The 24815-nt window shown below is 40.2% G+C and carries 22 protein-coding genes and 2 pseudogenes; 4 read left to right on the forward strand and 20 right to left on the reverse strand.

Features of this window, described 5'->3' with window-relative positions; all coding sequences use genetic code 11:
• The 5 genes and pseudogenes from ACQKEZ_RS07090 to ACQKEZ_RS07110 form a co-directional block, all read right to left on the reverse strand.
• Positions 1-1185, reverse strand: coding sequence for a phosphoglycerate kinase (locus ACQKEZ_RS07090; protein WP_427299613.1), 1185 nt, complete (start codon positions 1183-1185; stop codon positions 1-3).
• Positions 1186-1399: 214 nt separating this feature from the next.
• Complete coding sequence (gene gap / locus ACQKEZ_RS07095; RefSeq protein WP_427299614.1) at positions 1400-2407, reverse strand: type I glyceraldehyde-3-phosphate dehydrogenase; 1008 nt, start codon at positions 2405-2407, stop codon at positions 1400-1402.
• Between the two features lie 33 nt (positions 2408-2440).
• A complete protein-coding gene (locus ACQKEZ_RS07100; RefSeq protein WP_427299615.1) occupies positions 2441-3478 on the reverse strand; it encodes a sugar-binding transcriptional regulator in 1038 nt (345 codons plus the stop codon).
• Positions 3479-3778: 300 nt separating this feature from the next.
• Positions 3779-4474, reverse strand: a pseudogene (locus ACQKEZ_RS07105) (amino acid permease); the annotation flags it as partial.
• A gap of 157 nt (positions 4475-4631) precedes the next feature.
• Positions 4632-5825, reverse strand: coding sequence for an ornithine--oxo-acid transaminase (locus ACQKEZ_RS07110; protein ID WP_427299616.1), 1194 nt, complete (start codon positions 5823-5825; stop codon positions 4632-4634).
• A gap of 228 nt (positions 5826-6053) precedes the next feature.
• Between ACQKEZ_RS07110 and ACQKEZ_RS07115 the strand changes: the two genes are divergently transcribed.
• A complete protein-coding gene (locus ACQKEZ_RS07115) occupies positions 6054-7496 on the forward strand; it encodes a sigma-54 interaction domain-containing protein (RefSeq protein ID WP_427299617.1) in 1443 nt (480 codons plus the stop codon).
• A 23-nt stretch (positions 7497-7519) separates the two neighbouring features.
• On the opposite strand, the gene ACQKEZ_RS07120 is transcribed toward ACQKEZ_RS07115, so the two are convergent.
• On the reverse strand, positions 7520-8254 hold the full coding sequence (locus ACQKEZ_RS07120; protein ID WP_427299618.1) for a FadR/GntR family transcriptional regulator: 735 nt from the start codon (positions 8252-8254) through the stop codon (positions 7520-7522).
• Between the two features lie 191 nt (positions 8255-8445).
• Between ACQKEZ_RS07120 and ACQKEZ_RS07125 the strand changes: the two are divergent.
• Positions 8446-8662, forward strand: a pseudogene (locus tag ACQKEZ_RS07125) (L-lactate permease); the annotation flags it as partial.
• 40 nt (positions 8663-8702) lie between these two features.
• Here ACQKEZ_RS07125 and rpoN read toward each other — a convergent pair.
• On the reverse strand, positions 8703-10001 hold the full coding sequence (rpoN, locus tag ACQKEZ_RS07130; protein ID WP_427299619.1) for an RNA polymerase factor sigma-54: 1299 nt from the start codon (positions 9999-10001) through the stop codon (positions 8703-8705).
• A 72-nt stretch (positions 10002-10073) separates the two neighbouring features.
• Here rpoN and yvfG point away from each other — a divergent pair, with 72 nt between their 5' ends.
• Positions 10074-10286, forward strand: coding sequence for a protein YvfG (yvfG, locus tag ACQKEZ_RS07135; protein WP_427299620.1), 213 nt, complete (start codon positions 10074-10076; stop codon positions 10284-10286).
• A gap of 41 nt (positions 10287-10327) precedes the next feature.
• Entirely contained in the window at positions 10328-10792 is a 465-nt protein-coding gene (locus ACQKEZ_RS07140; RefSeq protein WP_427299621.1) for a hypothetical protein, read from the forward strand.
• 131 nt (positions 10793-10923) lie between these two features.
• Here ACQKEZ_RS07140 and ACQKEZ_RS07145 read toward each other — a convergent pair whose 3' ends face one another.
• The 13 genes from ACQKEZ_RS07145 to ACQKEZ_RS07205 form a co-directional block, all read right to left on the reverse strand.
• Positions 10924-12261 carry an MATE family efflux transporter gene (locus ACQKEZ_RS07145; protein WP_427299622.1) on the reverse strand — a complete coding sequence of 446 codons (1338 nt, stop codon included), beginning with the start codon at positions 12259-12261 and terminating at the stop codon, positions 10924-10926.
• 86 nt (positions 12262-12347) lie between these two features.
• On the reverse strand, positions 12348-13172 hold the full coding sequence (gene nikE, locus ACQKEZ_RS07150) for a nickel import ATP-binding protein NikE (protein WP_427299623.1): 825 nt from the start codon (positions 13170-13172) through the stop codon (positions 12348-12350).
• Between the two features lie 14 nt (positions 13173-13186).
• Positions 13187-13999: a nickel import ATP-binding protein NikD gene (nikD, locus tag ACQKEZ_RS07155; RefSeq protein WP_427299624.1), complete on the reverse strand. Its 813-nt coding sequence runs from the start codon at positions 13997-13999 to the stop codon at positions 13187-13189.
• 16 nt (positions 14000-14015) lie between these two features.
• Entirely contained in the window at positions 14016-14849 is an 834-nt protein-coding gene (gene nikC, locus ACQKEZ_RS07160; RefSeq protein ID WP_427299625.1) for a nickel ABC transporter permease subunit NikC, read from the reverse strand.
• On the reverse strand, positions 14846-15790 hold the full coding sequence (gene nikB / locus ACQKEZ_RS07165; RefSeq protein WP_427299626.1) for a nickel ABC transporter permease subunit NikB: 945 nt from the start codon (positions 15788-15790) through the stop codon (positions 14846-14848). Before nikB ends, nikC begins: the two co-directional genes overlap by 4 nt.
• Before the next feature lie 17 nt (positions 15791-15807).
• On the reverse strand, positions 15808-17424 hold the full coding sequence (nikA, locus tag ACQKEZ_RS07170; protein WP_427299627.1) for a nickel ABC transporter substrate-binding protein: 1617 nt from the start codon (positions 17422-17424) through the stop codon (positions 15808-15810).
• A 204-nt stretch (positions 17425-17628) separates the two neighbouring features.
• On the reverse strand, positions 17629-18783 hold the full coding sequence (locus ACQKEZ_RS07175) for a DegT/DnrJ/EryC1/StrS family aminotransferase (protein WP_427299628.1): 1155 nt from the start codon (positions 18781-18783) through the stop codon (positions 17629-17631).
• Positions 18784-18796: 13 nt separating this feature from the next.
• The gene (locus ACQKEZ_RS07180; RefSeq protein WP_427299629.1) at positions 18797-19459 is read right to left on the reverse strand and encodes an acetyltransferase; all 663 of its coding nucleotides are present in this window, start codon (positions 19457-19459) and stop codon (positions 18797-18799) included.
• On the reverse strand, positions 19428-20030 hold the full coding sequence (locus ACQKEZ_RS07185) for a sugar transferase (RefSeq protein ID WP_427299630.1): 603 nt from the start codon (positions 20028-20030) through the stop codon (positions 19428-19430). Before ACQKEZ_RS07185 ends, ACQKEZ_RS07180 begins: the two co-directional genes overlap by 32 nt.
• 21 nt (positions 20031-20051) lie before the next feature.
• Entirely contained in the window at positions 20052-21581 is a 1530-nt protein-coding gene (locus ACQKEZ_RS07190; protein ID WP_427299631.1) for an MATE family efflux transporter, read from the reverse strand.
• Positions 21582-21609: 28 nt separating this feature from the next.
• The gene (locus ACQKEZ_RS07195) at positions 21610-22644 is read right to left on the reverse strand and encodes a polysaccharide pyruvyl transferase family protein (RefSeq protein ID WP_427299632.1); all 1035 of its coding nucleotides are present in this window, start codon (positions 22642-22644) and stop codon (positions 21610-21612) included.
• Between the two features lie 12 nt (positions 22645-22656).
• Positions 22657-23682 carry a glycosyltransferase family 2 protein gene (locus ACQKEZ_RS07200; protein ID WP_427300499.1) on the reverse strand — a complete coding sequence of 342 codons (1026 nt, stop codon included), beginning with the start codon at positions 23680-23682 and terminating at the stop codon, positions 22657-22659.
• 28 nt (positions 23683-23710) lie between these two features.
• Complete coding sequence (locus tag ACQKEZ_RS07205; RefSeq protein ID WP_427299633.1) at positions 23711-24814, reverse strand: EpsG family protein; 1104 nt, start codon at positions 24812-24814, stop codon at positions 23711-23713.
• Position 24815: the final 1 nt, after the last annotated feature.

The raw sequence follows: 24815 nt of genomic DNA on the forward strand, positions 1-24815 counted from the left end.
TTATTTATCGTTTAATGCAGTGACACCCGGAAGTTCTTTTCCTTCCATAAACTCTAGTGAAGCACCGCCCCCTGTAGAGATATGGCTCATTTGGTCTGCAAGACCGAACTTCTCAACAGCTGCCGCAGAGTCTCCACCACCGATGACAGAATATGTATCTTTTGCTTCTGCCAGTGCTTCTGCAATTGCTTTTGTTCCTTGTGCAAATGCGTCGATTTCAAACACGCCCATTGGCCCGTTCCAAACAACAAGTTTGCTCTTTTTAATCACATCAGCATACGTTTTGATTGTCTCAGTTCCGATGTCAAGTGCCTCTAAGTCACTTGGAATCTCGGAGATGGACACGATGCTTGTATTTGCATCGTTAGAAAAATCGTCTGCTACCAGAACATCTGTCGGAATAAGGAAGTTAACGCCTTTTTCTTTTGCACGTTCCATAAAGGATTTTGCTAGGTCAACTTTGTCCGCTTCCAATAGCGACTTTCCAACCTCATGGCCAAGTGCTTTCACGAATGTGTAAGCAAGTCCACCACCGATGATAAGGTTGTCTACTTTATCAAGAAGACTTTCAATAACACCGATTTTATCCTTTACTTTCGCACCACCAATGATCGCTGTAAACGGGCGATCTGGGTTAGAAACAGCTTTTCCTAGAACTTCAAGTTCTTTTTCCATAAGGAAACCTGCAACAGCTGGGAGATATGCTGCAATACCTGCTGTTGATGCATGAGCACGGTGTGCAGCACCAAAGGCATCATTGACATATATTTCCGCTAAATCAGCAAATGCTTTTGATAGTTCAGGATCGTTCTTTTCTTCTCCAGGATAGAAACGAACGTTCTCAAGTACGAGCACATCTCCATCTTTTAACTCGGAAATTTGCTTTTTCACTTCTTCACCAAATGCTTCGTCTGCTTTTTTCACTTCTTTACCAAGAAGGTCTTGCAAACGTTTGGCAACTGGTGTAAGACGAAGTTCGTCCGTTACTTGACCTTTAGGACGACCCAAATGACTAGCAAGTAGCACTTTTGCGCCTTGTCCTGTTAAATATTCAATCGTCGGTAATGCTGCGCGGATTCTTGTATCATCCGTGACTTCTCCGTCCTTCATCGGAACATTGAAATCTACACGGCAGAATACGACTTTGCCTTTTACGTCGATGTCTTTAACTGATTTTTTATTCATGCTCGTCAGGAGATCCTCCTTTATTCTGGTTTCTTGTGTTCTGAAGCATGGTCTCCTTTTATCCTTTTCCCATTTCGCCCTCATCAAAACGGGAAATCGTGCAGATCGGATAAATATAGAGAAAAAGGGAAAGGGATGCTTCCCCTTCCCTTGTCCGTCTTCATTATATCGCTTCTCTATGAAAGAACCAAGTAAGTTCCGTCAGTGTTAGAGATTAAAGGCCTTTTTTTGCAATGTAAGCTGCAAGATCAACTACACGATGAGAATATCCGCTCTCGTTGTCGTACCAAGAGATGACTTTCACCATGCTGTCTTCCATGACCATTGTAGAAAGTGCATCAATCGTAGAAGAGTTTGCATTCCCATTATAGTCACTAGATACTAGTGGCTCTTCGCTGTAGCCAAGAATCCCTTTAAGATCGCCTTCCGCTGCTTCTTTAAAAGCTGCGTTTACGTCTTCAACCGTTACATCTTTGTTTAATTCTGCTACAAGGTCAACTAGAGAAACGTTAGGTGTTGGAACACGCATAGCGCCACCGTTTAATTTACCTTTTAGTTCAGGCAATACTAGAGATACTGCTTTTGCAGCTCCAGTAGATGTAGGGATGATGTTTTCCGCAGCTGCACGTGCACGACGGTAGTCTTTGTGCGGAAGATCAAGAATTTGTTGGTCATTTGTGTATGAGTGAACAGTTGTCATCATACCGCGTTTGATACCAAATTTATCGTTAAGTACTTTAGCAAATGGAGCTAGGCAGTTTGTTGTACAAGATGCATTAGAGATGACATGATGGTTAGCTGCATCATATTTGTCTTCATTTACACCCATAACGATTGTAATATCTTCTTCGTTTGCAGGTGCAGAAATGATGACTTTTTTAGCGCCAGCTTCTAAGTGTTTTGCAGCGTCTGCACGTTTTGTGAAGAATCCAGTAGATTCAACAACGATTTCAACGCCTTGCTCTCCCCAGCTTAATTTAGCAGGGTCACGTTCAGCTGTTACTTGAATTGTTTTTCCGTTCACGACTAGATTGTTTCCATCTACAGAAACCTTAGCGTCTAGTTTTCCATGAACAGTATCATATTGTAAAAGGTGTGCAAGCATGTTAGCGTCTGTTAAGTCGTTAACCGCTACTACCTCAACTTCAGAATTATTTAATGCTGCACGAAATACATTACGTCCAATACGTCCAAATCCGTTAATACCAACTTTTACTGCCATGATCATTTCCTCCTTTTAATAGGTAAGAGAATTTTATATTGAGGGATCAATTGACTCCCTTAATAACTGCTTAGCGGCTCCTTCATCTGTGATGAGAACCGTGCGGCGGGGTTTTTTGAAATAAGCTTCAATAGCCCCAGCCTTTGATGAGCCTCCTGCAACAGCGATAATGTTTGGAATGGTCTCCAAATCATCTAACTGCATACCGACAGAGTGCACCTTATGAACGACTTCGCCATCACGATTAAAGTAATAGCCAAACGCTTCTGTGACTGCGTCATGCTCATCAATTTTGCGTAAATCTTCTGCTGGTGTGTTACGACGCATCGCCATTGTTTTTGCTTCACCGATTCCATGAATGAGCATAGTGGAAGACTTAATCGTTTGAAGCACTTCCTTTACGGATGGCTCTTCAATAATAGAAGAGTAAGCACCTTCTGACAGTTGCCCTGGAACAAACAGCAATTTGTAAGTACCGGAGGCTTTTTCAGCCATATGGGCACAAATCGTGTTTGCCTGATTTTTCACGTTTTCTCCAAGACCACCTCGTGCTGGTACAAACATGATGTCACGATTTTTGGAATCAGGTGTCATCATCTCGGCAATAGCCTCCATCGTCGTTCCCCCAGTGACGGCGACGATATTATTTCCAGAAAATCTCTTTTTCATACATTGCACAGCGGCTCTTCCCATTTCTTGTTTAATCCATGGGGACTCGTCGCTGTCGCCAGAAACAATAATGACTTCTTCTAGGCCTAGTTTTCCCTTTAAGGTATTTTCTAAAAACGTTAAACCTAAAACTTCTTTCATCATGTCCTCTAGCATTTCCAGCAAAGAATGGCCTTCACTCGTTAGCATCATGCCGCTCGTTTTGACATCAAGCAAATTTTGCTCTTTTAAGAATTGTACTTCTGCCCTTAAAATGCGTTCGCTAATGCCAAGGCTTGCCGCAAGACTCCTGCGACCAATAGGCTCTGCTAACCTGATGTACTGCAAAATGTCATAGCGTTTTTGCATAACAACGAGGAGATCTGGCAATAATTTTTTTTGAGCTTCTATTAATTCATTCATGGCTTAACGTCCCTTTCTCTGCTAGTTGGACGAAAAATGTCCCACTGTGACAAAAAGAGTCCCGCCACAGCCAAAAAAAATCAAACTCTGCTTTCTTTAGTTATTTTAACAGGAGAATCTTGCATTTTCAACTCTAAGAAACACTTGTTGACAAAAAATAGACACATTTTCACGATAAGACGGCTTGGCTAAAGGATTTCTTTCATTTTATTTTTTTTTCGAAAAAATCACTTTATTTTATATATAATGAAAAAAATAAAAAAAAGGTGCAGGCTCATACATGTCAGCCTGCACCTTTTTTTATTTTGACATCGCTTCTTGTTCTTTTAAACTCTCTTCTGCTTCAAGCTTCGGTTTTATTTTCAGATTATAAGTGATGTAGCAAGCAATAATGAATGGAATCCCGCAGTACAGACCAATTCGCTGATCTTCGATGAAAAATAAACTGATAAGCACTATGCCAAAAGAGATAAAGCCTGCTAAGGGTACAAATGGATATAGAGGTGTACGAAAAACAAGGTCATTCACATTGCCTCCATCTTTGATGAATTTTCTTCTAAAGAAGTATTGCGAAAGACAAATAGACATCCACACGACTACAAGCACCATACATGAAATTGAAATCAGCCATACATAAACTGTCTTAGGTGCAACAACACTTGTCAATAAAGAAAGTGCCGAAACACTGATTGTGACTAGAAGAGCGTTGATCGGAATTCTACGGTTCGACAGCTTCTTCGTAAATGTAGGCCCTTTCCCATCCTTAGATAGTGACCAAAGCATTCTTGAGGATGCATATAATCCTGAGTTCGCTACTGAGAGTACGGCAGTAATGATAATAAAATTCATGATATCCGCAGCATACGGAATCCCCACTTTATCTAAGACAACGACAAATGGACTATCGACTGATCCTGCTTGATGAATAATCAGTCCTAATCCAAGAAAAAGCCCTGTACCAATGACGCCACCAAGTGCAATCATAAACAGGTGTCTGCTTTTCATGGAACGTTCTAGTTCACTGTGTTGTTGATGCTTCAACATGCCCCCCCACTTCCACTCTTCTTTTTACTTAGAAGATTAGCGTTTGACAAATTTCTCCATTCCCTTAAAAGAGAAGGGAGAATCGTTTCACGTTCTCCCTTGTTGGGCATTACACATGAAAAATGGCTTCAATTTGATAAATTGCCCAATCTAAGTCATCTTTGGAAATCGTTAATGGAGGTGCAAAACGAATAACGGTATCATGCGTTTCCTTACAAAGCAAACCTGCCTCTTTTAATTTTTCGCAGTAAGGTCTTGCCGCTTCTGTTAATTCCATTCCAATAAACAGTCCGCGTCCTCTTACTTCTTTAATGACAGGGTTTTGAATCTGTGAAAGTCTGCTTTTCAAATATTCACCAAGTTCATGTGAACGATCAGCGAGATGTTCATCAATTAATACATCAAGGGATGCAATCGATACTGCACAAGCGAGCGGGTTTCCTCCAAATGTAGATCCGTGTGAACCAGGATTAAATACACCTAAAATATCTTGATTGGCGACAACACATGATATTGGAAATACACCACCGCCTAATGCTTTTCCTAATATCAGCATGTCAGGCTCTACATCTTCCCAATCACAGGCAAACATTTTTCCAGTACGCGCCAAACCTACTTGGATTTCATCGGCAATCAGCAACACTTGATGATTCGTGCATATTTCTTTTGCCTGTTTCAAGAAACCTTCTGGCGGCATGACGATTCCGGCTTCGCCTTGAATTGGCTCAATGAGGAACGCAGCCGTACGAGGAGTGATCGCTTCACGTAGTGCATCAATATCTCCGTAAGGGATAAGCTTAATACCTGGAAGCATCGGACCAAATCCTCTTTTATATTCTGCTTCAGAAGAAAGAGAAACGGCTGTCATTGTTCGACCGTGGAAGTTGCCAACACAAGCAATGATTTCAGCTTGATCTTCTTCGATTCCCTTTACTTCATAGCCCCAGCGGCGTGCGGCTTTAATCGCTGTTTCAACAGCTTCAGCACCTGTATTCATCGGTAGTGCCATTTCTTTATTCGTTAATGTACAGATCTTTTCATACCATGGTCCAAGTTGATCATTATGGAATGCTCTTGATGTTAATGTCACACGATCCGCTTGTTTTTTTAATGCACGAATGATGCGTGGATGACGATGACCTTGGTTAACAGCTGAATACGCGCTTAGCATATCCATATAGCGATTGCCTTCAGGATCAGTGACCCATACACCCTCCGCTTCTGCAATAACGATCGGTAGCGGATGATAGTTTGCAGCGCCAAAAAGTTCAGTTTGTTCGATAATTTGGTTTGTTTGAGTCATTTCTTATTCCTCCTCGATGATACTTGCCATCTATAAAAGCTTCTCACTTATTATGTTATGCAAGGACTGTGCCAACTTTTTTTATCTACTCTTACTACCATTTACCCAACATTCAGGTGCAAATTATTTATGCATATGCAAAATTATTTTTCATAAGAGTGCAAAATAATTCATCTTATAAAGAAGAAACTGATGTACAATAAGGCTGAAACAAGGAGGTGCCATTGTATGGAATATCAACAGGTTGACCGGCTAGCAAAGCTCGAGGATGAAATTGAATTATATAAGAAAATGATTGATTTAATTGATGTCGGTGTCCATGCCATTGATGAACATGGAAATACGGTGATCTATAATAAAAAAATGGTCGAGATCGAATCATTAAAAAAATCGGATGTTCTCAATAAAAATGTGCTAGATCTCTTCGTTTTCCAAGATGAAACCCATAGTACACTCGTTCAAGCCCTGAGAAATGGCAAACAAACCGTTCACGCGAAGCAGACATATCATAATTACAATGGAAAAGAGATTACGACGATTAACCATACATATCCGCTTGTTAGGGATGGTGTAATAAAAGGAGCTTTCGAAATCTCTAATGATGTGACAAAGTTTGAGCGCCTCATTCAACATAATATGAAGAAAAAAGGCAATACACGTTTTACGTTCGAATCTATTATAGGGAGTAGCCCTGCATTTACAGAGGTCATTGAGCACGCAAAACGTGCGACACGTACCTCTTCTTATGTACTCATCGTTGGTGAGACAGGTACAGGCAAGGAGCTATTCGCTCAAAGCATTCATAATGGCAGTAGCCGTTCCTCTGGTCCGTTTATTTCGCAAAACTGTGCAGCCCTTCCAGATAATTTGATCGAAAGCTTATTATTCGGTACACAACGTGGAGCTTTTACAGGTGCGGCAGATCAGGCTGGACTCTTTGAGCAGGCGCAAGGAGGAACTTTGCTGTTAGACGAAATGAATTCACTGAATCCGACACTACAAGCAAAACTATTGCGCGTCTTACAAGAAAAAACAGTCAGAAGACTTGGTAGCACAAAGGATATGCCAATTGATGTGCGGGTCATTGCCAATATGAATGAAGATCCTGTGGATGCCATTGCTGGTGGCAGAATGAGAAAAGATTTATTTTATCGGTTAGGGGTTGTGACACTATTTATCCCACCACTAGCTGAACGAAAAGAAGACATTCCGATATTTGTTCAGCATTTTATCAAAAAATATAATGAACTATTCCAAATGAAGGTGAAGGCAGCGGATGCTGAAGTACTCTCATTCTTTCAATCATACAACTGGCCCGGTAACGTGAGAGAGCTTGAACATGTCATTGAAGCAGGGATGAATATGATGATGGATGAAGATTTGTTAAGCCTAAATCACCTCCCATACCATTTCCGATTGAAGCAAGAAGAACAGCCACCTGTACATACAGCTACTGCACATCCTCATGCCCAATCAGAAGCATTTTTTTATACAAGTTCAGAGCATTCGGCTGATTTCCAAACACAAATTGAACGCTTTGAGAGGCAGTATATTCTTCATTACTTAGAAAAACTAGACTTCAACATTTCACAAACTGCCGATTTATTAGGAATGAGTAGACAAAGCTTACAATATCGCATGAAAAAATTAGCCATTTCACGCAGAAAATAAAGCTGTGCCAATAATGACACAGCTTATTGTTCGCCTTCTCCACATGGTTCCTTGAAAAAATCAGCAAGCAGTCGTTCTACATTTTCTAAGTGAACCATCATGGCTTTTTCTGCTTCTTCTGGCTGCTTTAGACGAATCGCTTGAAAGATTTGTTCATGTTCTTCATATAACTGGCGTACGGATGATTTTTGTGAAAACAGAACGATTTTTCTCGTTTCACGCATCGTTTCAATTAGAAGGGCAGAGACCTGATTCATTAATTCTTTTAACAAATGATTTTGAGACGCTTCTGCTAATGCTAAATGAAAGGCTAGGTCTGCCTCTTCCCCAATTTCTTGGTGATTTTCAGCTTGGTTCATTTGTTCAAGCGCGTCAAACAATCGAAGAAGGTCATCCTCTGTTCGATTCATCGCCGCTTTTTTGACGACACCTGTCTCAATGATGGATCTGACTTCAAGCAACTGAGCTACATCTTTTTGTTTCATGAGAAATGCTGGAGACAAAGAAAAGGTGAGCTGTCCTGGTTCAAAGCGTTTCACATAAGTACCTTCTCCTTGCTTCATCTCGATTAATCCCATGGCTTTTAATGCCGATAGTGCCTCTCTTACTGCGGAACGGCTCACTTGAAAGCTCTCAGACAATGCTTGAACGGAATCTATTTTTTCACCAGGAATCAGTTCGCCATTTCGAATGGACGCTACTAGTGCATCCGCAATTTCTTCGTATATTTTTTTGGTTTTTATTTGTTTAAATTTCAAATGATTTCACCTCATATCCATTGTTACTACTTTTCGGTTTATGCCCTATATTATACCTTACCCCTAGAAACTCCGATCAGACTTGTTGTATTTTCAATTTTTAACAAAAAGGGTTGTTTTTTCTTTTTCTAAAAAAGCAAATAGTCATCTGATGATTAGATAACCTTATGATAATAGCACCTAAAGTCCACATAGACCATGTACTAGCGGTCATAGTGAATTCATCTGAGGGTGTGACAGGTAAAATATCTCGTCTCGATCCATTGCTGTTGCCTATGCTGCCGTTGGAATAGTAGGCAAAGAAGCAGAATTATTTCGTTTCGCAGTGAAACATAGTGTATTTCTCCTTTTTCTCATCTGTTCAATCACATTTTTCCAGCATCTTTTCTCGGATGGATGATTCCATAAAAAAAGAAGCATGCCTTCACTTTCAGGGCATGTTTCTTCTTTAGTCATAGCGTTTTCTCATGGTAGACGATGGAATGTTCATTTGTTCTCTGTACTTTGCAATCGTTCTCCGAGATACATGTATGCCAAAGGTATCCTTAAGCCGTATCGTCAGTTTTTGATCAGAGTAAGGCTTCTCCTTATTTTCTGATTGAATTAGCTCAGATAGATGCGTCTTTACTGTGTATCCGGAGGCCTCCTCTAAGGAATGTCCTTCCAGTCTTGTTTGAAAAAATTGCTTCATTTCAAACAGTCCATAGGGGGTTTGCATCGTTTTTCCTTTGACAGTCCTGCTTATGGTTGACTCATGGACTTGGAGTGCATCTGCTACACGTTTCATCGTAAGCGGTTTCATTTTATGTTTCCCTGTTAGAAAAAAATCAGTTTGTTGTAAGATAATCTCACGAACAACCTTTGACATTGTTTGTTTTCGCTGTTTTAGGGCACTGACTAGCCAATTGTACTGTTGATGCTTTTCCGTTAAATACGTGCCTGTTTCATCTCTTTTTCTCTCCTGAAGCATGGAAGCATAGCAGCTGTTTATTTCAATATCTGGGAAAGATCGACTATTCAGTTCAAACGTTATTTGATCTTTATGCACAGAAATAGAAACATCAGGTTCGATATAAATGTGTTGCTCCCTATTTGAAAAACGAAGTCCAGGTCTTGGTTCAAGATTCGCTACTTCATCCTGGATTTGTTGAAGTTTTTGTAAGGTACAGCCTGTTTTCGCGGAGATCTCCTTCCATGCTTTTCTCGCAAATAGAAAAAAGTGCTCTGAAATCACAAGCTCTGCTTGAGCATTACGTTCAGGTTGTCTTTTCAGCTGAAGCAAAATACATTCTTGCAGCGATCTTGCACCGATACCAGCGGGTTCTAATGATTGCAGATGATGAAGGACAGCTTCTGTTTCTTCCAGCGATACATCTAGTTCTTCTGACATGTCTTGGATGTCATCGTGCAGATAACCATTTGAATCAATAGAATGGATGAAATAGTGAAAAATCCTTTGTTGTCTTTGACTGAAGCTAAGGTCTAGTGCCTGACTTAATAAGTATGTTTGTAAACTTTCTTGCTGAAAAGCACGATGTGGTTCGATGATTCGTTCCTTTGCCTTTTTATGATAAACTGGTTGAGAGCTTTGCGTGTCTTTTCGCTCAATCAGAGGGTTTTCAAGCGATAGTTGATCAATATAGTCCATTAGCTCTGTACCGTTATATTGCAGCAGTGTAATGGCTTGCTTGAGTTCTTGTGTGAGCACTGGCTTGAGTGACTGTTCTTGCAGCAATCTAAGGCTCATATGTCTCCCCTCCCTCTATCTATTTTACACGAATAACTTAGGACCGTACATATACGAAAAGGAGTGATTTACATGACTGAACTTTTTTCAGTTCCTTACTTTATTGATAATTTCAAACAACATATTCAAATGAACCAAAACGAAGATAAGATTCATGCGATGAATGCCTATTATCGCTCAGTCGTCTCCACGCTCGTTCAAGATCAACTCACAAAAAATGCAGTAGTCTTGAAACGCATTCAGCATTTAGACGAAGCCTATATGAAGGTGAAAAGCAAGAGTTAAAGCCTATATTTGTTGATTTGGTTCTAAAGAGAGGCGAAAACATGAGATTTAAAACAGATGAAGCGAATTGGGATCTAACAGGATATGCACAATATTTAAAAACGATTCTTCACCAATTTGACACAGATACAGCATCCTTTCTGCTAAATACTTCTTTCCATGACGGGTACATAAAAGAGATGAAACTGATCAATCACTTTGATGGACCAGATCCTACCACACTGAAAATGATCATTGAACACTCTGATGAAACCATTTATGAAGTATTGTGGCATCATGTCCGAAGGTTTTTATTCGACTTTGACATCACACGGCACGTATACGCCAATTTAAATGAGATTGTTGCAGATGGTACGCGTGGTATTGACGAATGGGGATGTGATGAAATTGAGCAAATCGCTGACGGGTTGCTTTTTCATGAAATTGAATTATTTTCTGAAACGAAGATTCATATTGTTTGTAGAAAGATAGAGATTAAACGTATCCTAAATGACCCTCTGTGTTGATCACAGAGGGTTCCGGCGTGTAGACAAACACTCGCATTCGTTGTCAGATCTGCGCGCTGGTACTCAGTCTTCCTAGACTTCAAGGGCTTTCAATTCACACTGAAAAGAAGACAAAGGGCTAAAATAAAAAATCATTTTATCCCTTTGTCAACCAGAGGGTTCTTTTTCGGTGACGAAAATTTCAAATGCAATCTAGGCGTATACATGATAAGAAAACCTGAACGCCCTATCGTGTAAATAATAAAAGCAAACCATAGTCCATGGTTATGCCAAATAGGTGTGACCATCAAATGCACGATAATAAACAATATCATGGCAAATATCATCGAATTTCTCACAGGAGCAACCTCTGTTGCACCAGTGAAAACGCCATAGATGACTAACCCAAAACAAGCTGCAAATGGATAGAGAATAAGCCATGATCCATATGTCATTGTAAGCTCAATCAACTGAGGTAAATTAGTAAATAATGAATAGATTTTTTCTCGGAAAACACCATAGATACTTGCGATGACAAAGGCAGTCACAACCGCCCATTGCCTTGAGAGCGTCAATGTTTTTTGATAAAGATTTCGGTCATTTGATCCAACAGCCCTGCCAACGAGAATACTAGAGGCATTGGCAAATCCATCAAAAAAATAAGCCATTATATAATGAATTTGAAATAAGATGGCATTAGCAGCTAGTACCTCTGTTCCAAACGACGCGCCTTGAGCTGTAAACATATTAATCACAACGAGTAAACAAATCGTACGTATGAACAAATCTTTATTCACATGAAACATCTTCTTGATCGCTTGGCTGTCAATTAACGCTTGGAAAGAAGGCATTTTAATAGAATAGGGAGACGCCTTTAAAATCATGACGACACCTAACACAAAGGCGGTCATTTCAGAAACCAATGTTGCCGTTGCGACTCCTTTTACAGCAAAAGAAAATATGTGTACAAACAAAATAGCCAGCACCATATTCATGATGTTCATCAGGACTTGTAAAAAGAGGGCTTCTTTAATTTTCGCCATTCCCATCAACCAACCTAAAATGACATAGTTCATTAAAGTGAACGGCGCTCCCCAAATTCGAATATGATAATAATTAGCAGCAAACCGACTGACATCTGAATCTGGTGATATGATGAGAAATGCTGCATTTATAATTGGCCATTGGAAACAGATAAAACACATCCCCACAATAAGAGCGATTAAAAAAGGACGTGCCAAGGCAAGTACGCCCTGCTCTGAATGATCCGCTCCGTTCGCTTGGGCAGCAAATGCGGATGTACTCACACGTAAAAAACCAAATACCCAATATAGTGTGCTAAAAATAAGACTACCTACAGCTACTCCCCCAATGTATGCTGGATTGGATAACTGTCCAACAACTGCTATATCCACAGCTCCTAATAATGGCGTCGTCATCGTTGAAAGCGTTAGAGGGATCGCCAAAGCAAGGTATGCACGATGATTCACTGGGTAAGCCTCCTTCTATGGGTAGTTGAAAAAGAATCAAAATGAGCCTCGATACGAGTCGAGGCCTTCCACGAATATACACTGAGTCATGACATTTGCCTTTCTCGCCTACCAATCGAACGAGAGCGAGGGTGCTGAGCAAGAATGGAATCCCTCATCTCTTTGACAACCTCATGTTCAGAAGAGAAAAAGTGATGTTTCGAATCAAAAAACTGCACCAATGTTCCCTTATCTAATACTGCTAATCTATCACTTATGCGATATGCCGCTGTCAAATCATGTGTAATAAAGAGATACGATAATCCAAATTCATCTTTCAGCTCTTTTAGTAAGGATAAAATAACCGATTGTGTCACCATATCTAAGCTACTGACAGATTCATCGAGTACGATGAGCTTAGGTTTAAGTGATATGGCTCTTGCAATATTCACACGCTGTAATTGACCACCACTCATTTGGTGAGGATATTTTCTTAGATCATGTTCACATAGCCCGACTCTCTCCAACAATTCAATGATCGTCCGTTTTTGTTCAGCTATTGTTAGTTTTTCATAGTTTTCAAGTGGCTCTGCCATAATGCCTTCTACCGTCATACGAGGGTTAAAAGATGAGTATGAGTCTTGAAAAACGGCTTGTAGATTCCGGCGGATTTCTTTCCTTGTTTGTTTGTCTGCTCTATAAATATCTTGACCTTCAAAGAGGATTTGTCCAAAACGTGGTCGCTCTAGACCAAGAATCACTTTTCCCAATGTACTTTTCCCGGCTCCACTTCCCCCGAGCATACCTAAGCAAGTCCCTTCCTCAATTGAGAACTGGACATTGGATAACACATCATTTGAATTGTTTTTCCATTTAAACAATGTTCGGGCTGTATATTGATGTGTGACTGCATTGACTTGTAATAAACTCACTTGTTCACCTCATATCAAACTCGATCGTTAGGAATAGCTGAACGTGCATCTAATAAACTCTTTGTATATTCATGCTGAGGTTCATCAAAGAGTTGGAATACGTCTGCCTTTTCTACAATTTTCCCCTGGCGCATAACGATCACTTCATCTGCCATTTCCGCAATGACACCTAGATCATGAGAGATTAATAAAATGGCTGAGCCGTATTCACTTCGAATATGATCTAAGTGACGTAGGACTGCCATTTGATTATTGACATCCAAAGCAGTTGTCGGTTCATCAGCAATCAATAAAGCGGGGTGTAAACATGCAGAGATGGCAATCATGACCCTCTGTAGCATTCCACCGCTCATTTGAAAAGGATAATAGGTTAAAAGTTTTGCAGGATCAGGTAAATTCACATGTTGTAACGCATCTATTGCTCGTTCTCTTGCTTGTTTCTTATTCATTGTGGTGTGACAAAGAATGGTTTCAATCATTTGATGTCCAATTGTAAAAACAGGAGTAAAAGCACTCATCGGATTTTGCATAATATATGAAATGTCTTTACCGCGAATTTTCCGCATCTCTTTTTCATTTAATCCATTCAATTCATGGCCGTTTAAAGTGATACTTCCTGTCACCTTTGTGGTTTTTTGGTCAAGCAGTTGAAGAATAGACATACTTGTCACCGTTTTTCCGCACCCGCTTTCCCCAATCAATCCGAGGATTTGCCCGCTTTTTAATTCAAAATTGATATCTTGAACAAGCGGTGTCGTACCATTTTGTGTTTTCGTCTGCACATTTAAATCTTTCACTTTTAATACGGTTGACTGTTCTTTTTTCAACGAACTCATTCCTTTTTTAAAAACGACGTTTGATCCCGTATCGTTCTGATAATGCTTCCCCTAATAAATTAAAGGTCACAACCACGAGCATAATCGCCACCCCTGGATACAGCATTAATTCAGGATTTGTCCGGATATATGATTTACCTTCATGAATCATCGCTCCCCATTCAGCTAAAGGAGGTTGAACCCCTAAACCAAGGAAGGACATCGCAGAAATATCCATGATGGCCCATCCCATTTCTAATGTTCCCATGACTGCAAGTGGTGGGAGTACATTCGGAATGATATGCGATTTCATGATCTTCCATTGCGACGAGCCACTTATTTTTGCCGCTGCAATAAAGTTCTGCTCTTTCAAACTGAGAACCATTCCTCTAAATATTCTTGCATAGTATACCCATTGAACAAGCATGAGCGCTAAAACAACTTGAGGAAGCCCTGGTCCAAATATGCCAACTAGTCCAAGAATCAGTACCAGATTCGGGAATGCCATGACACCATCACATACCCTCATCAGGATTTGGTCCAGCCAGCCACCTTTGTATCCAGAAATTGTGCCAATCATTAAACCAATCACTAATGATGAAACGAAAATAAGGAGAGCACAACCTAATGAAATACGTGCACCATATAAAATACGTGATAGATTGCATCTTCCTAAGTGATCCGTTCCTAGCGGATATTCCCAAGATGGAGATTGCAATTTCACAGCTAAATTGACAGTAACGGGATCATGTGGTGCAATCCACGGCGCAAATATAGTGATGATCAAGAGGATACTAAGAATGATCCCGCATATCGGAATGACTTTTTGATGTTTAAAAATACGGCTTATTTTTGAAATCATTTTTGATGCCCTGCCTTCCTAGATATACGAGGATCAATCAACATTTGTATGAGATCTACGATTAAGCTACTGACAATAAATAGGCAAGCAGCCATCAACACATAAAATTGAATAACAGGAATATCTCGATTGAAAATGGCTTCAATAAAATATCGACCAAATCCCGGCCATGAAAAAACAACCTCCACAATAATCGTGCCTGTGAGCAATTTCCCAAGGTTCATTCCTAGCCCCGTAATCATTGGAGATATAGCAATTCGCAGTACATGTTTAGCCATAATAGCGTTCTCTTTCAATCCTCTTATTCTCGCAAATTGAACAAAGGGTTCTTGCAAAATATCAATGACACTCGCACGTAATAGTCTTGTGTACATCGCAATTAATGGAAGTGCCAATGTAATAGAAGGCAAAATAAGATGTTGCCATGTCCCAACTCCTTCCACTGGTAGAATATCTAATTTAACCGAAAAGAAGAAAATCAATAGATAACCTAACCAAAATGTTGGAATGGATGCACCTAAAAAGGAGATGATGCGACTTACGTTGTCCACAACCCCATTTTTCCTGATTCCAGCTAAAAAGCCGAGAGGTACACTGACGAGTACAGCAATGATCAAACTGCTAATTGCCAGCTGTATTGTTGTTGGCATTCGATACACAACTTCATCTAAAACAGCTTTATGAGAAACATAAGATATGCCAAAGTCAAACTGGCATATCTTTTTGATCGTATTCACATATTGAATGAAAAACGGTTGATCTAAACCGAATTCATGTCTTTTTTGAGATAATATTTCATCTGTCGGTTGGATATGAGCCGCTGCTACATAAGCCTCAGCAGGGTCAACTGGTGAAAGATGAATCATTCCAGTTGTCAGAAGTGCTGCTAAGAGAAACACTGGAATAATGGACAGTATTCGTTTCAATATATAGTTGCCCATAAAAGCCTCCTAGTGTTTTACTTTAAACCAATCCCCGTGAATGGATGCTCATCCCGGTTTGCTGGGAAGTGAAAATTCGTCACATTTTTTTGATAAACGGCTGTCTTTTTAACATATGAGATTGGCACAATGGCTCCTTGGTCTTGCAATGATGTTAATATAGATGAATACAGTTGTTGACGTTCTTTTTCATCAGTAGTTTGCGGTACTTTATTGATCTGTTTCATTAATTTCTGTTGATTCGGATAAGCTGAAATGGCTTCATGAAATCCAAAACCTTTCGATGCAACGATATTCACAAAAGTATGTGGATCATAAGGTGCACCATAGTTACTGAAGAAGTTCATATCGAACTGATTTCCTTTAAATCGCTGAATTTGAGTGGCTAGCTCTACCCCTTCAAGCTTTAACTTGACACCAACTGCTGCCCATTCTGCTTGTAAAGTTTCAGCCATCGCTTTTTGAATTGATTCTGCTGCATCATACATCAAGCTAAACTCAAGAGCTTTTCCATTCTTTTCACGAACTTCTTTCCCTTTAGATAGCTTCCATCCAGCTTCATCTAATAGCTTTTTAGCTTTTTCTACATCGTATTTTATTGTTTTGACTTTAATATCCGAAGTGTATGGTAAATTTGTTGGGAGAAGATGATCTGCTGTTTCCTCTAATCCAGAAGTAATCCCATCTACCATGGATTGTTTATTCATTGCATATTGTAAAGCATGACGCACTTTCTCGTCAGCAAGCTGATCAACCTTTGTATTCATGACAAGCTGTCTTGTCGCAACTGGTTCAGACAAGATTGTTTCGTATTTCCCAGTTGATTCTAATTGTTTGTATGCATCTAAACTAATCGTACCTTCTCCGTAAATCAAATCTAATTCACCTTTTTCAAAGGCGAGGACTCTCGTTTCAGCATCAGGGATCACTTTTACTTTGATTTCTTTTACTTTCGGTTTTTCTCCCCAATATTTGTTATTTCGTTTGAAGATTGCATATTCATCTGCTTTATATTTTTCTAACACCCATGGACCTGTTCCTACTGGTTTTGTTACACCTTTTGATGTATCACCATCTTTTGGAAAGCCAGCTTCACCTAAGAAACGTACTGGTCGAACAACAGCTAATTCCTGAATTGTTGGGTAATATGGCTCTGTTAAGGTCAGTTGAAATGTCGACTTATCAATTGCCTCTGTTTTCGCTACTTTCGTAATAAACCCTAACCAACTATGTAAATCTTTATTTTTTAAAATCGTATCAAAATTCTTTTTCACGATTTCCGCATTAAATTCCGTTCCATCAGAGAATTTGACGTTGTTACGTAAATGGAACGTATACACTTTTCCATCATTAGAAATATCCCAAGATTTAGCTAAATGAGGCTTCAGCTTCCCTCCATCTTGATAGCTGACTAATGGCTCATATACCATAGACTGTGTAAATAGCTGCGAAGGATTGTAAACATGTGGATTCATTTCACCTACATCCCTCGGCCAAGCAACTGTGATTCTATCTTTATGATCATCTTTTTCTGTTGAATTATTTGCACTTGTACATCCCACTAATAAGATGGACATAAGAATTGTTAGCACAATATTTATCTTAATTTTCAGACTACTATTCCGGTTAAACATATGATGTTCCTCCTAAATGATGTTGATAATCATTTTCATTTTAAGGAGCGGACATACACTTGTCAACATCATTATAAGATAAACAAATAATTGGATTTTACATTCACGTGACTTTATTACCATTTTCAGAGAAGTTTGTTTTGAAAAGGTATTTTCGATGAAAACAAAAGTGGAAAAAGCTGCTAATTGCTAGCAGCTTTGAAGTTAGTGTTTTTTCTTTTGAATGATGCGATACATGATATCAATAACCCGCCCTTGCTCCGCTTTTGTCATGCTTGTTCCTGATGGTAAACAGAGGCCTGTTTGAAATAACCTGTCCGAGACAGATGCTTCTGTATGTTGTGTATAGAATGAACACCCTTGAAACAATGGTTGGCGATGTAGCGGTTTCCATACAGGTCGTGCTTCAATATTTTCTTTTTCAAAGGCGGTCACTATTTCTTCAGGGCGAATGTTCAATCGGTCGTCAAGCGTCAATGTGGTAAGCCAGCGATTAGAGGTTGTTTCTTCATATTCTGGCATAAATGTGATCCCTTCCAGTGGTGAAAGGGCTTCTTCGTAGCGTTGGAAAATACGTCGTTTTGCTTCAACACGTTCGTCTAGCACCTTCATTTGCGCGATTCCGATACCGGCAAGTACATTGCTCATTCGATAATTGTAGCCTATGACCTGATGTTCATAATGAATAGCGGGCTCTCTTGCTTGTGATGCGAGGTAACGACTTTGTTCAATCGCTTCTTCATCATTGCTCATCAGCATCCCTCCACCTGATGTGGTAATGATTTTATTGCCATTAAATGAATAAATGCCATACATACCGATTGAGCCGCTTTTTCGTCCTTTATATGTCGAACCTAATGATTCTGCGGCATCTTCAATGATGGGAACATCATAAGCTTCGCAAAGTGCCACGATTTCATCCATCTTGGCACTTTGTCCATATAAATTCACTACAATGACAGCACGTGTGCGTTTCCCCTGCTGTTTTGCTTCAGTGAGTGCTTTTTCTAATGCTATTGGGCACATATTCCATGTGTCTTCCTCTGAATCAATGAAGACAGGCTCTGCTTGTTCATACAAAATCGGATTAGCACTGGCAATAAAGGTAAGTGTGGAACAAAACACGCAATCGCCCTTTTTTACACCGGTCAGCTTTAACGCTAGATGAATAGCTGCCGTACCTGATGAAAGGGCGGCACCTGCTTTGACGCCTGCATATGTTGCAACTTCGTGCTCAAACTGATTGACGAGTGGTCCTAGCGGCGCAATCCAGTTTGTTCTAAATGCTTCATCTACTCTGTTCAACTCTTGCCCACTCATATGTGGAGGAGATAAATATATTCGCTTCGTTTCTATCATATTTTCCACCCTTTTAGTTATCGTTCATGACAACTGCTGGCACACCAACAGCGGTCACGTTTGCTGGTATATTTGATATCACTGTAGCTCCTGCGCCAATCGTACTCCACCTACCAATTGTTTTCCCTGGAATGACAACAGCACCTGCACCGACATGTGCCCCTTCCAAAGTAGATACATTCCCTGTCAAGACGGCTTTTGGTGAGACGTGAACGTAGGATTCAATCGCGCAATCATGCTCTACTACAGCGCCAGTATTGATAATGACGTGATCACCAACCTTAGCACTTGCATTAACAACTGCCTGTGCCATGATGACTGTTCCAACACCAATTTGAGCTGATTGGCTAACTATGGCTGATGGATGAATCAACGTTGCATATTGGTCAAGACGAAAAGACAGACGCTCTATTAGCTTCTGTCTGGATTCATTTCTGCCAATCGCAATAAACCATTTGATCTCAGCGTTCATGCTGATCAGCTCATGACATAATGAAATAGGAGCAAACATCACACCATGACGCTCTTCCACCTGGGTGAAACGATCGTCTAGTATGGCTGATAGTTCATATTCTGGATGCTCTGTGATGATCTCCTGAACCACCTTGCTATGTCCGCCAGCTCCGATGAGTGCGATCTTTTGCTTATTGTGTTTTTGTTCCTTTGAATTTTTCAACTGTTGCTTGATCAGGCTGTTGCACCCCCTCTGACTTGATCACTTTGAGAACCGTTATGAGCAAAATTTTGACGTCTAACCAAAAAGAATGATTTTCTGCATACCACACGTCATACTTAAATTTCTCCTCCCAGGTGATCGCATTTCTGCCGTGAATTTGTGCCCATCCTGTGATACCAGGCTTCACAAGGTGTCGCTTCGCTTGTTTTGGTGTGTAAAGTGGCAAGTATTCCTTGAGAAGCGGTCTAGGTCCTACAAGACTTAAATCTCCTTTGAGTACATTGATCAACTGTGGCAGCTCATCCAGACTCCATTTACGAACCAGTGCCCCTGTTTTTGTTAAACGCAGGTGATCGGGTAATAATTGTCCTTGTTCATTTCGGTCATCTGTCATCGTACGAAATTTATATAAAGTAAAAGGACGTGCATGTAATCCCGGTCTCTCCTGTTTAAACATCACGGGTGAACCAATTTTCCATTTGATTAGTAAATATGTTAGTAGCAAGATGAAACTACATAGAATGAGCAATAAGAGAGAAACAGTAATATCTATGATTCTTTTTGAATCCATGTTAAATGCTCCTTTTTCAAATCAACGAGTGACAGTATGATGCCCTGTTACTTGTTTTACTTTTTGAATAAGCTTTGCTCTTTCTTGTTTTGTGCCTGCAAATCGGTAGAGATATATACCGTATATCCCCGTACATATTCCAGCGATGCCGAATAATTCCCACCATGTAGATAGGCTGTAGACAAGCTGAATCAGGGTACATACTCCCCAAACCAACAAAGCACCGACGAGCGGTACACATGTATTCTTGTAAAAAATCAAACTTCTCTTTCCTGTTACCTTTGCTGTATAAAGGGGCAAAAAGAATAGATTTTTCACCATGAGTACAAATGCACCTGCAAGCGCGATGCCGTACAAACCAAGTTGAGCGTTACTACTTAATCCATAGGCAAGTAGCACATTCAAAATACCGAGTAGCAAGGTGACAACCGCTGGTATTTTAAAACGGTTAAAAGCGGTCGGGACATACGTAAGCGGTAAGAACATTAATGTCATGACTAAATAAGCAGCGTGGATCATCAACAGCCATTGTAAATTTTGATATGAGGGCCCAAGCCATATGGTGATAAGTGGTCCTGATAGTCCGCCTAACAGAGCCGCTGGAAATGCGATGAACAAGCCATTTAGCTTGATTGCCTTTGCCGCATACTGAACAAGCCCTTCTTCATCTCCAGCTGAATAGTATTTCGTAATCGTTGGTGCAAATACTACCGCAAGCGTACCAGCAAGTGTCCGTAGTAAGAGGGGGAACTGCAAAATCGCCGCATATTTCCCTGCCTCACCTGCACCAAGAAGTAGATTTGCCATAAACAAATCAATTTGTAAAAAGAGCAAAACGCCCATTTGCTCAAAAGAATTCCATATTCCCGATCGAACAAGCTCAATACCGGAAGAAAATGATACGTGCCGCCACTTAAACTCAAACCACGGAATTAATTTTTTGAAATAATAGATAGCTACACATAATGCGACCACTCCCCCAATCAGGGCGGCGAGCGAGATATGCCATATTCGAGGTGTAACGAAAGAAAAGAACACAGCAATACTGCCGACTCTACATACCATTTGTATCGTTTGACCAAAGCTTGTGACATACAGTTTATTTGCATAAAAAGGAGCAGCTCCAAAGCCTGACATGACAAAATTGAGCATAAATAAAAGACCCCCTATGAAAAAGGCGATCTGTGTATCATGCTCAAGATGTACAGGAATGTGTAGCCAATGCGTGAACTGATAAGAAAGAATGATAAAAGGAATGAGCAGAAACAACGAAACAACAATTGAACTTGCGAGATAGGTAGTGAGATAGCTTTTGGCTTTTTCTATATCCCCTCTATGTGCTGCCACTGAGAAAAATCGAACGACGACCGCACTTAACGCCACCGTAATGACCGATAAATAATTCACCATATTTTGTGTCAAATGAATTAGCCCGAAGGCTTCAATTCCAAGTGTTCGCACAATATAAGGCGTTAAACAAACTGATAAGACGATCATTAAACAAAAGGTGATTAAATTGGCGCTCAGATTGTAAAGAAACGCACGACTCATTGTCTCATCCCGCAGAGCCTTGAAGCATTCATCCTGCTTCCTCCCCTTTTGTTCCGCTTGCAGTAGGCTCTGTTTTCAACAGCTCAGTCATCGCTTTTTTGACATTCGCATCATTCGGCTCTTTTAATAGGGTGATAAAAGGGAGATGGGCGATCCACTCATACCCTTCCATCACTTTATGATCAAAGGATCTTAACACGACACATGGGGTATTGGTTATCGCGCAAAAAATCATGCCATGTAGGCGATCTGTCACGACGATCTCTGCCTCTCTCAACTGCTTCCATAAACGGGATAGCTCGTCTAAGCGCGTCGTTCTGTCCACTCTTTTACCAATGGTCGTTGTGAAAAATGAGACATATTCGTATTCACCGACAATACTATCAATCAGTTGCTTGCGCTGCTGCCGAGGTAGATAGGCTTCCTTATCCTCCCTAAGGCATAGCAAAACCCTTTCTCGCTTGCTTTCTTTGTCTGTTTCTTGCAAGTAAAGCACCATATCAGGCTGCTTCCATACACTTTTTTTTGGAAAGTGTATCTTCATCCATTCATATGTCGTGTGATCTCGTGCCATGAGAAGCAGGTGTGGATGGGCAGTATACGACTTGATGGCACGCTTCTTCTCTTTTCGTCCTTTTTTCGTATCCGTAAAATGAACGGTTGCAGGCAGTTGAATCGTGCGATATGCACGAAAGGTCTTGATAATAAACTGTCTTGTCCACTCCTCATAGCGATACAAATCCCCCATATTCCCTCCGCCAATGATACAAACAAGGTCATCGTCATGTCGTGCTTTCTTTAGCGGTCGTGCCATGCGATAAATATCTTTCATTTCGACCTCAATGATTTGATATTCAGGAAAATGCTCTTTCAAAAAACGATAGCTTGCATAAGCAATCGCATGATCACCTAGGTTGTCATGTGTCGGTAACAGGGTAAGAATTATTTTTTTCTGCTTTGTTATTGCTGGTAGACTTGAGCGACTGAACATGTATTCACACGGATATTTCACTTTCAGAAGTAGCCACTCTGCCAAATTTGCTTTCAATTGCTGTAGCATCACAATGATCACTTCCTATTTTTTGGTTTTATATTCTATGATTTTCTGATAACCTGCTGTTGCTACATACAACAAATAAAACAATTGATATTTTGCTAAAAAGAAGACCGTTCGTTTACGCTCCGTCAGCCATGTTCTCTCGATCTGTTTCATAGCATGTGTGAACGCTTTGTTTGTACTAATCTCACGAATATGCGCTATTTTCTGTTGAACCGGTCGCTTGTTATGGCTTTTCCATTCGTTGAGCATACAGTTGATCCCATGATTGACAAGAAAGAAATGTAGCGCACTTTCAAAATGCTTGAGTGCATGATGTTTCTTTAGAAAGTCCTGCTGTGCTTGATATAAAACAAGGCCATGTTGAAAATAATGCTTCTGATACCGCTGTACAATAGAAGATACATGCACCCGATAATAGTAGAGTGGCTGATGAACAAATGCAATGACATTCGCCAAATAAAAGCATCTAAGGGTCACATATTGATCTTCAATGTTTTCCAGCTCATCTCGTAACGGAAATCGAATATGGTACTTTTCTAAAAATGATCGCCGGTACAACTTATTCCACGAAAAACCTGTGATATTCCCATGTAACAAATCCTTGATCAAGCGCTCTTTGTTTCCAACTTTTTGATTCCCAAACATACTTGTCGACAGTGTCCGGTTCGACTGTTCAAATTGTATAAAATAGTCACTTACCACCACATCCGCGTCGGTAGCCATCGCTCTTTCATATAACTTCATGCAATAATCAGGATCGAGTGTATCATCGGAATCGATAAAGGCCACATACTCTCCCTTAGCCTCCTCAATCCCTTTATTTCTAACAGCACCTAGCCCTTGATTCGGCTGGTGGATGACCCGAAATCGCTTGTCCCGTTTCGTAAATTGCTCAAGAATATCCGCGGAATGATCCGTCGATCCATCATTCACTAGGATGACCTCTATCTCTGAAAAGGTTTGTTCAGCAATGGAGCGGAGACACTTCTCTACATATTGACTTGTGTTATAGACAGCGACTAGTAGACTGATAGCAGGCATATTCACATCTATCCCTCTTTCTTTTAACCTACTTTGAAAAAATCGTTCTAAATGGTAAAACAGAAGAATCATAAGGCATGAGCATGATGCTGTACAAGATATAGCAAACAGCTAATGCGATATACATAAAGACATTGGTTTTCTGATCAAAAATTCGGGTGAAATATGGTAGTAAAATGAGCTGATACAAGCCAAAATAAATGTTAAATCTTGCATAGATGACATCCTTTGTTGCAAGCACACCAAATAGGAAACCGAGCAGACAAAAGTTTACGATGTAATCACTGTCTGGTGAAAGCTCACGCAGCTTGTCACGATACAAAAAAGCAAGCAGAAGTGGTAAGATCAATACACCAATTTTGGTCACATTCATTCCATTCGTATTGTTCGTTAACCATTCTTCATAGTGACCGTATGAGCTACCTTGAAGCATGACAATAAATACAGACAGGAAGCGATCATACAATGCCGTTAGCCCCAAAAAAATAAGACAGAGCACAAGCATCATCCATGACCATGCTTTTGTTCTGACAATGAAATAGGTGGGGATCATAATAAAAGCGGACGAATGGAACAATGAACAAAAGAGAACGATCGCAAAATAGATTTTCCACTGTCCTTTGATCACATAACGCATCGCATAGAAAAGAACTGCAGCAACCATATACTGCCTAATCCCATTAAACGATGCATAATAATGAAAGGTACCAAGAAACAAAAGCATACTCAGCTCAAACGGCCGTCCATAAATATAAAGTGTTTTGATGACAAAAAAATAGGTGAAAGCCCCAACCGTGACATACATGATCTGCGGATTATCTGTCATATGATTGAGCATCCACAAAATAAACGTAAACCCCGGATCAGTCGCTGCCTTACTTTCACCAATTCCAAAAATATGCCATGGTTTTTCATAAAGAACTGAGAACTCGTACATTTGGCCATATGTGACAAAATCTGTTCCAACTTTGTAACGGATACCTGCAACAGTACTCATTGATAAAAAGGGGATGAGCAAAAAAAGTACGTTTGGCCGCCAGCCACTTTGAATGGTATCGTCTTGTCTACCATAGTAAGCGGCAAAGCTCGACCATAAATAGACAATGATCATGTTCACCATGTAGACTGCCATT

The sequence above is a fragment of the Bacillus sp. NPDC077027 genome (genome assembly GCF_050269555.1).
GTDB lineage: Bacteria > Bacillota > Bacilli > Bacillales > Bacillaceae > Bacillus.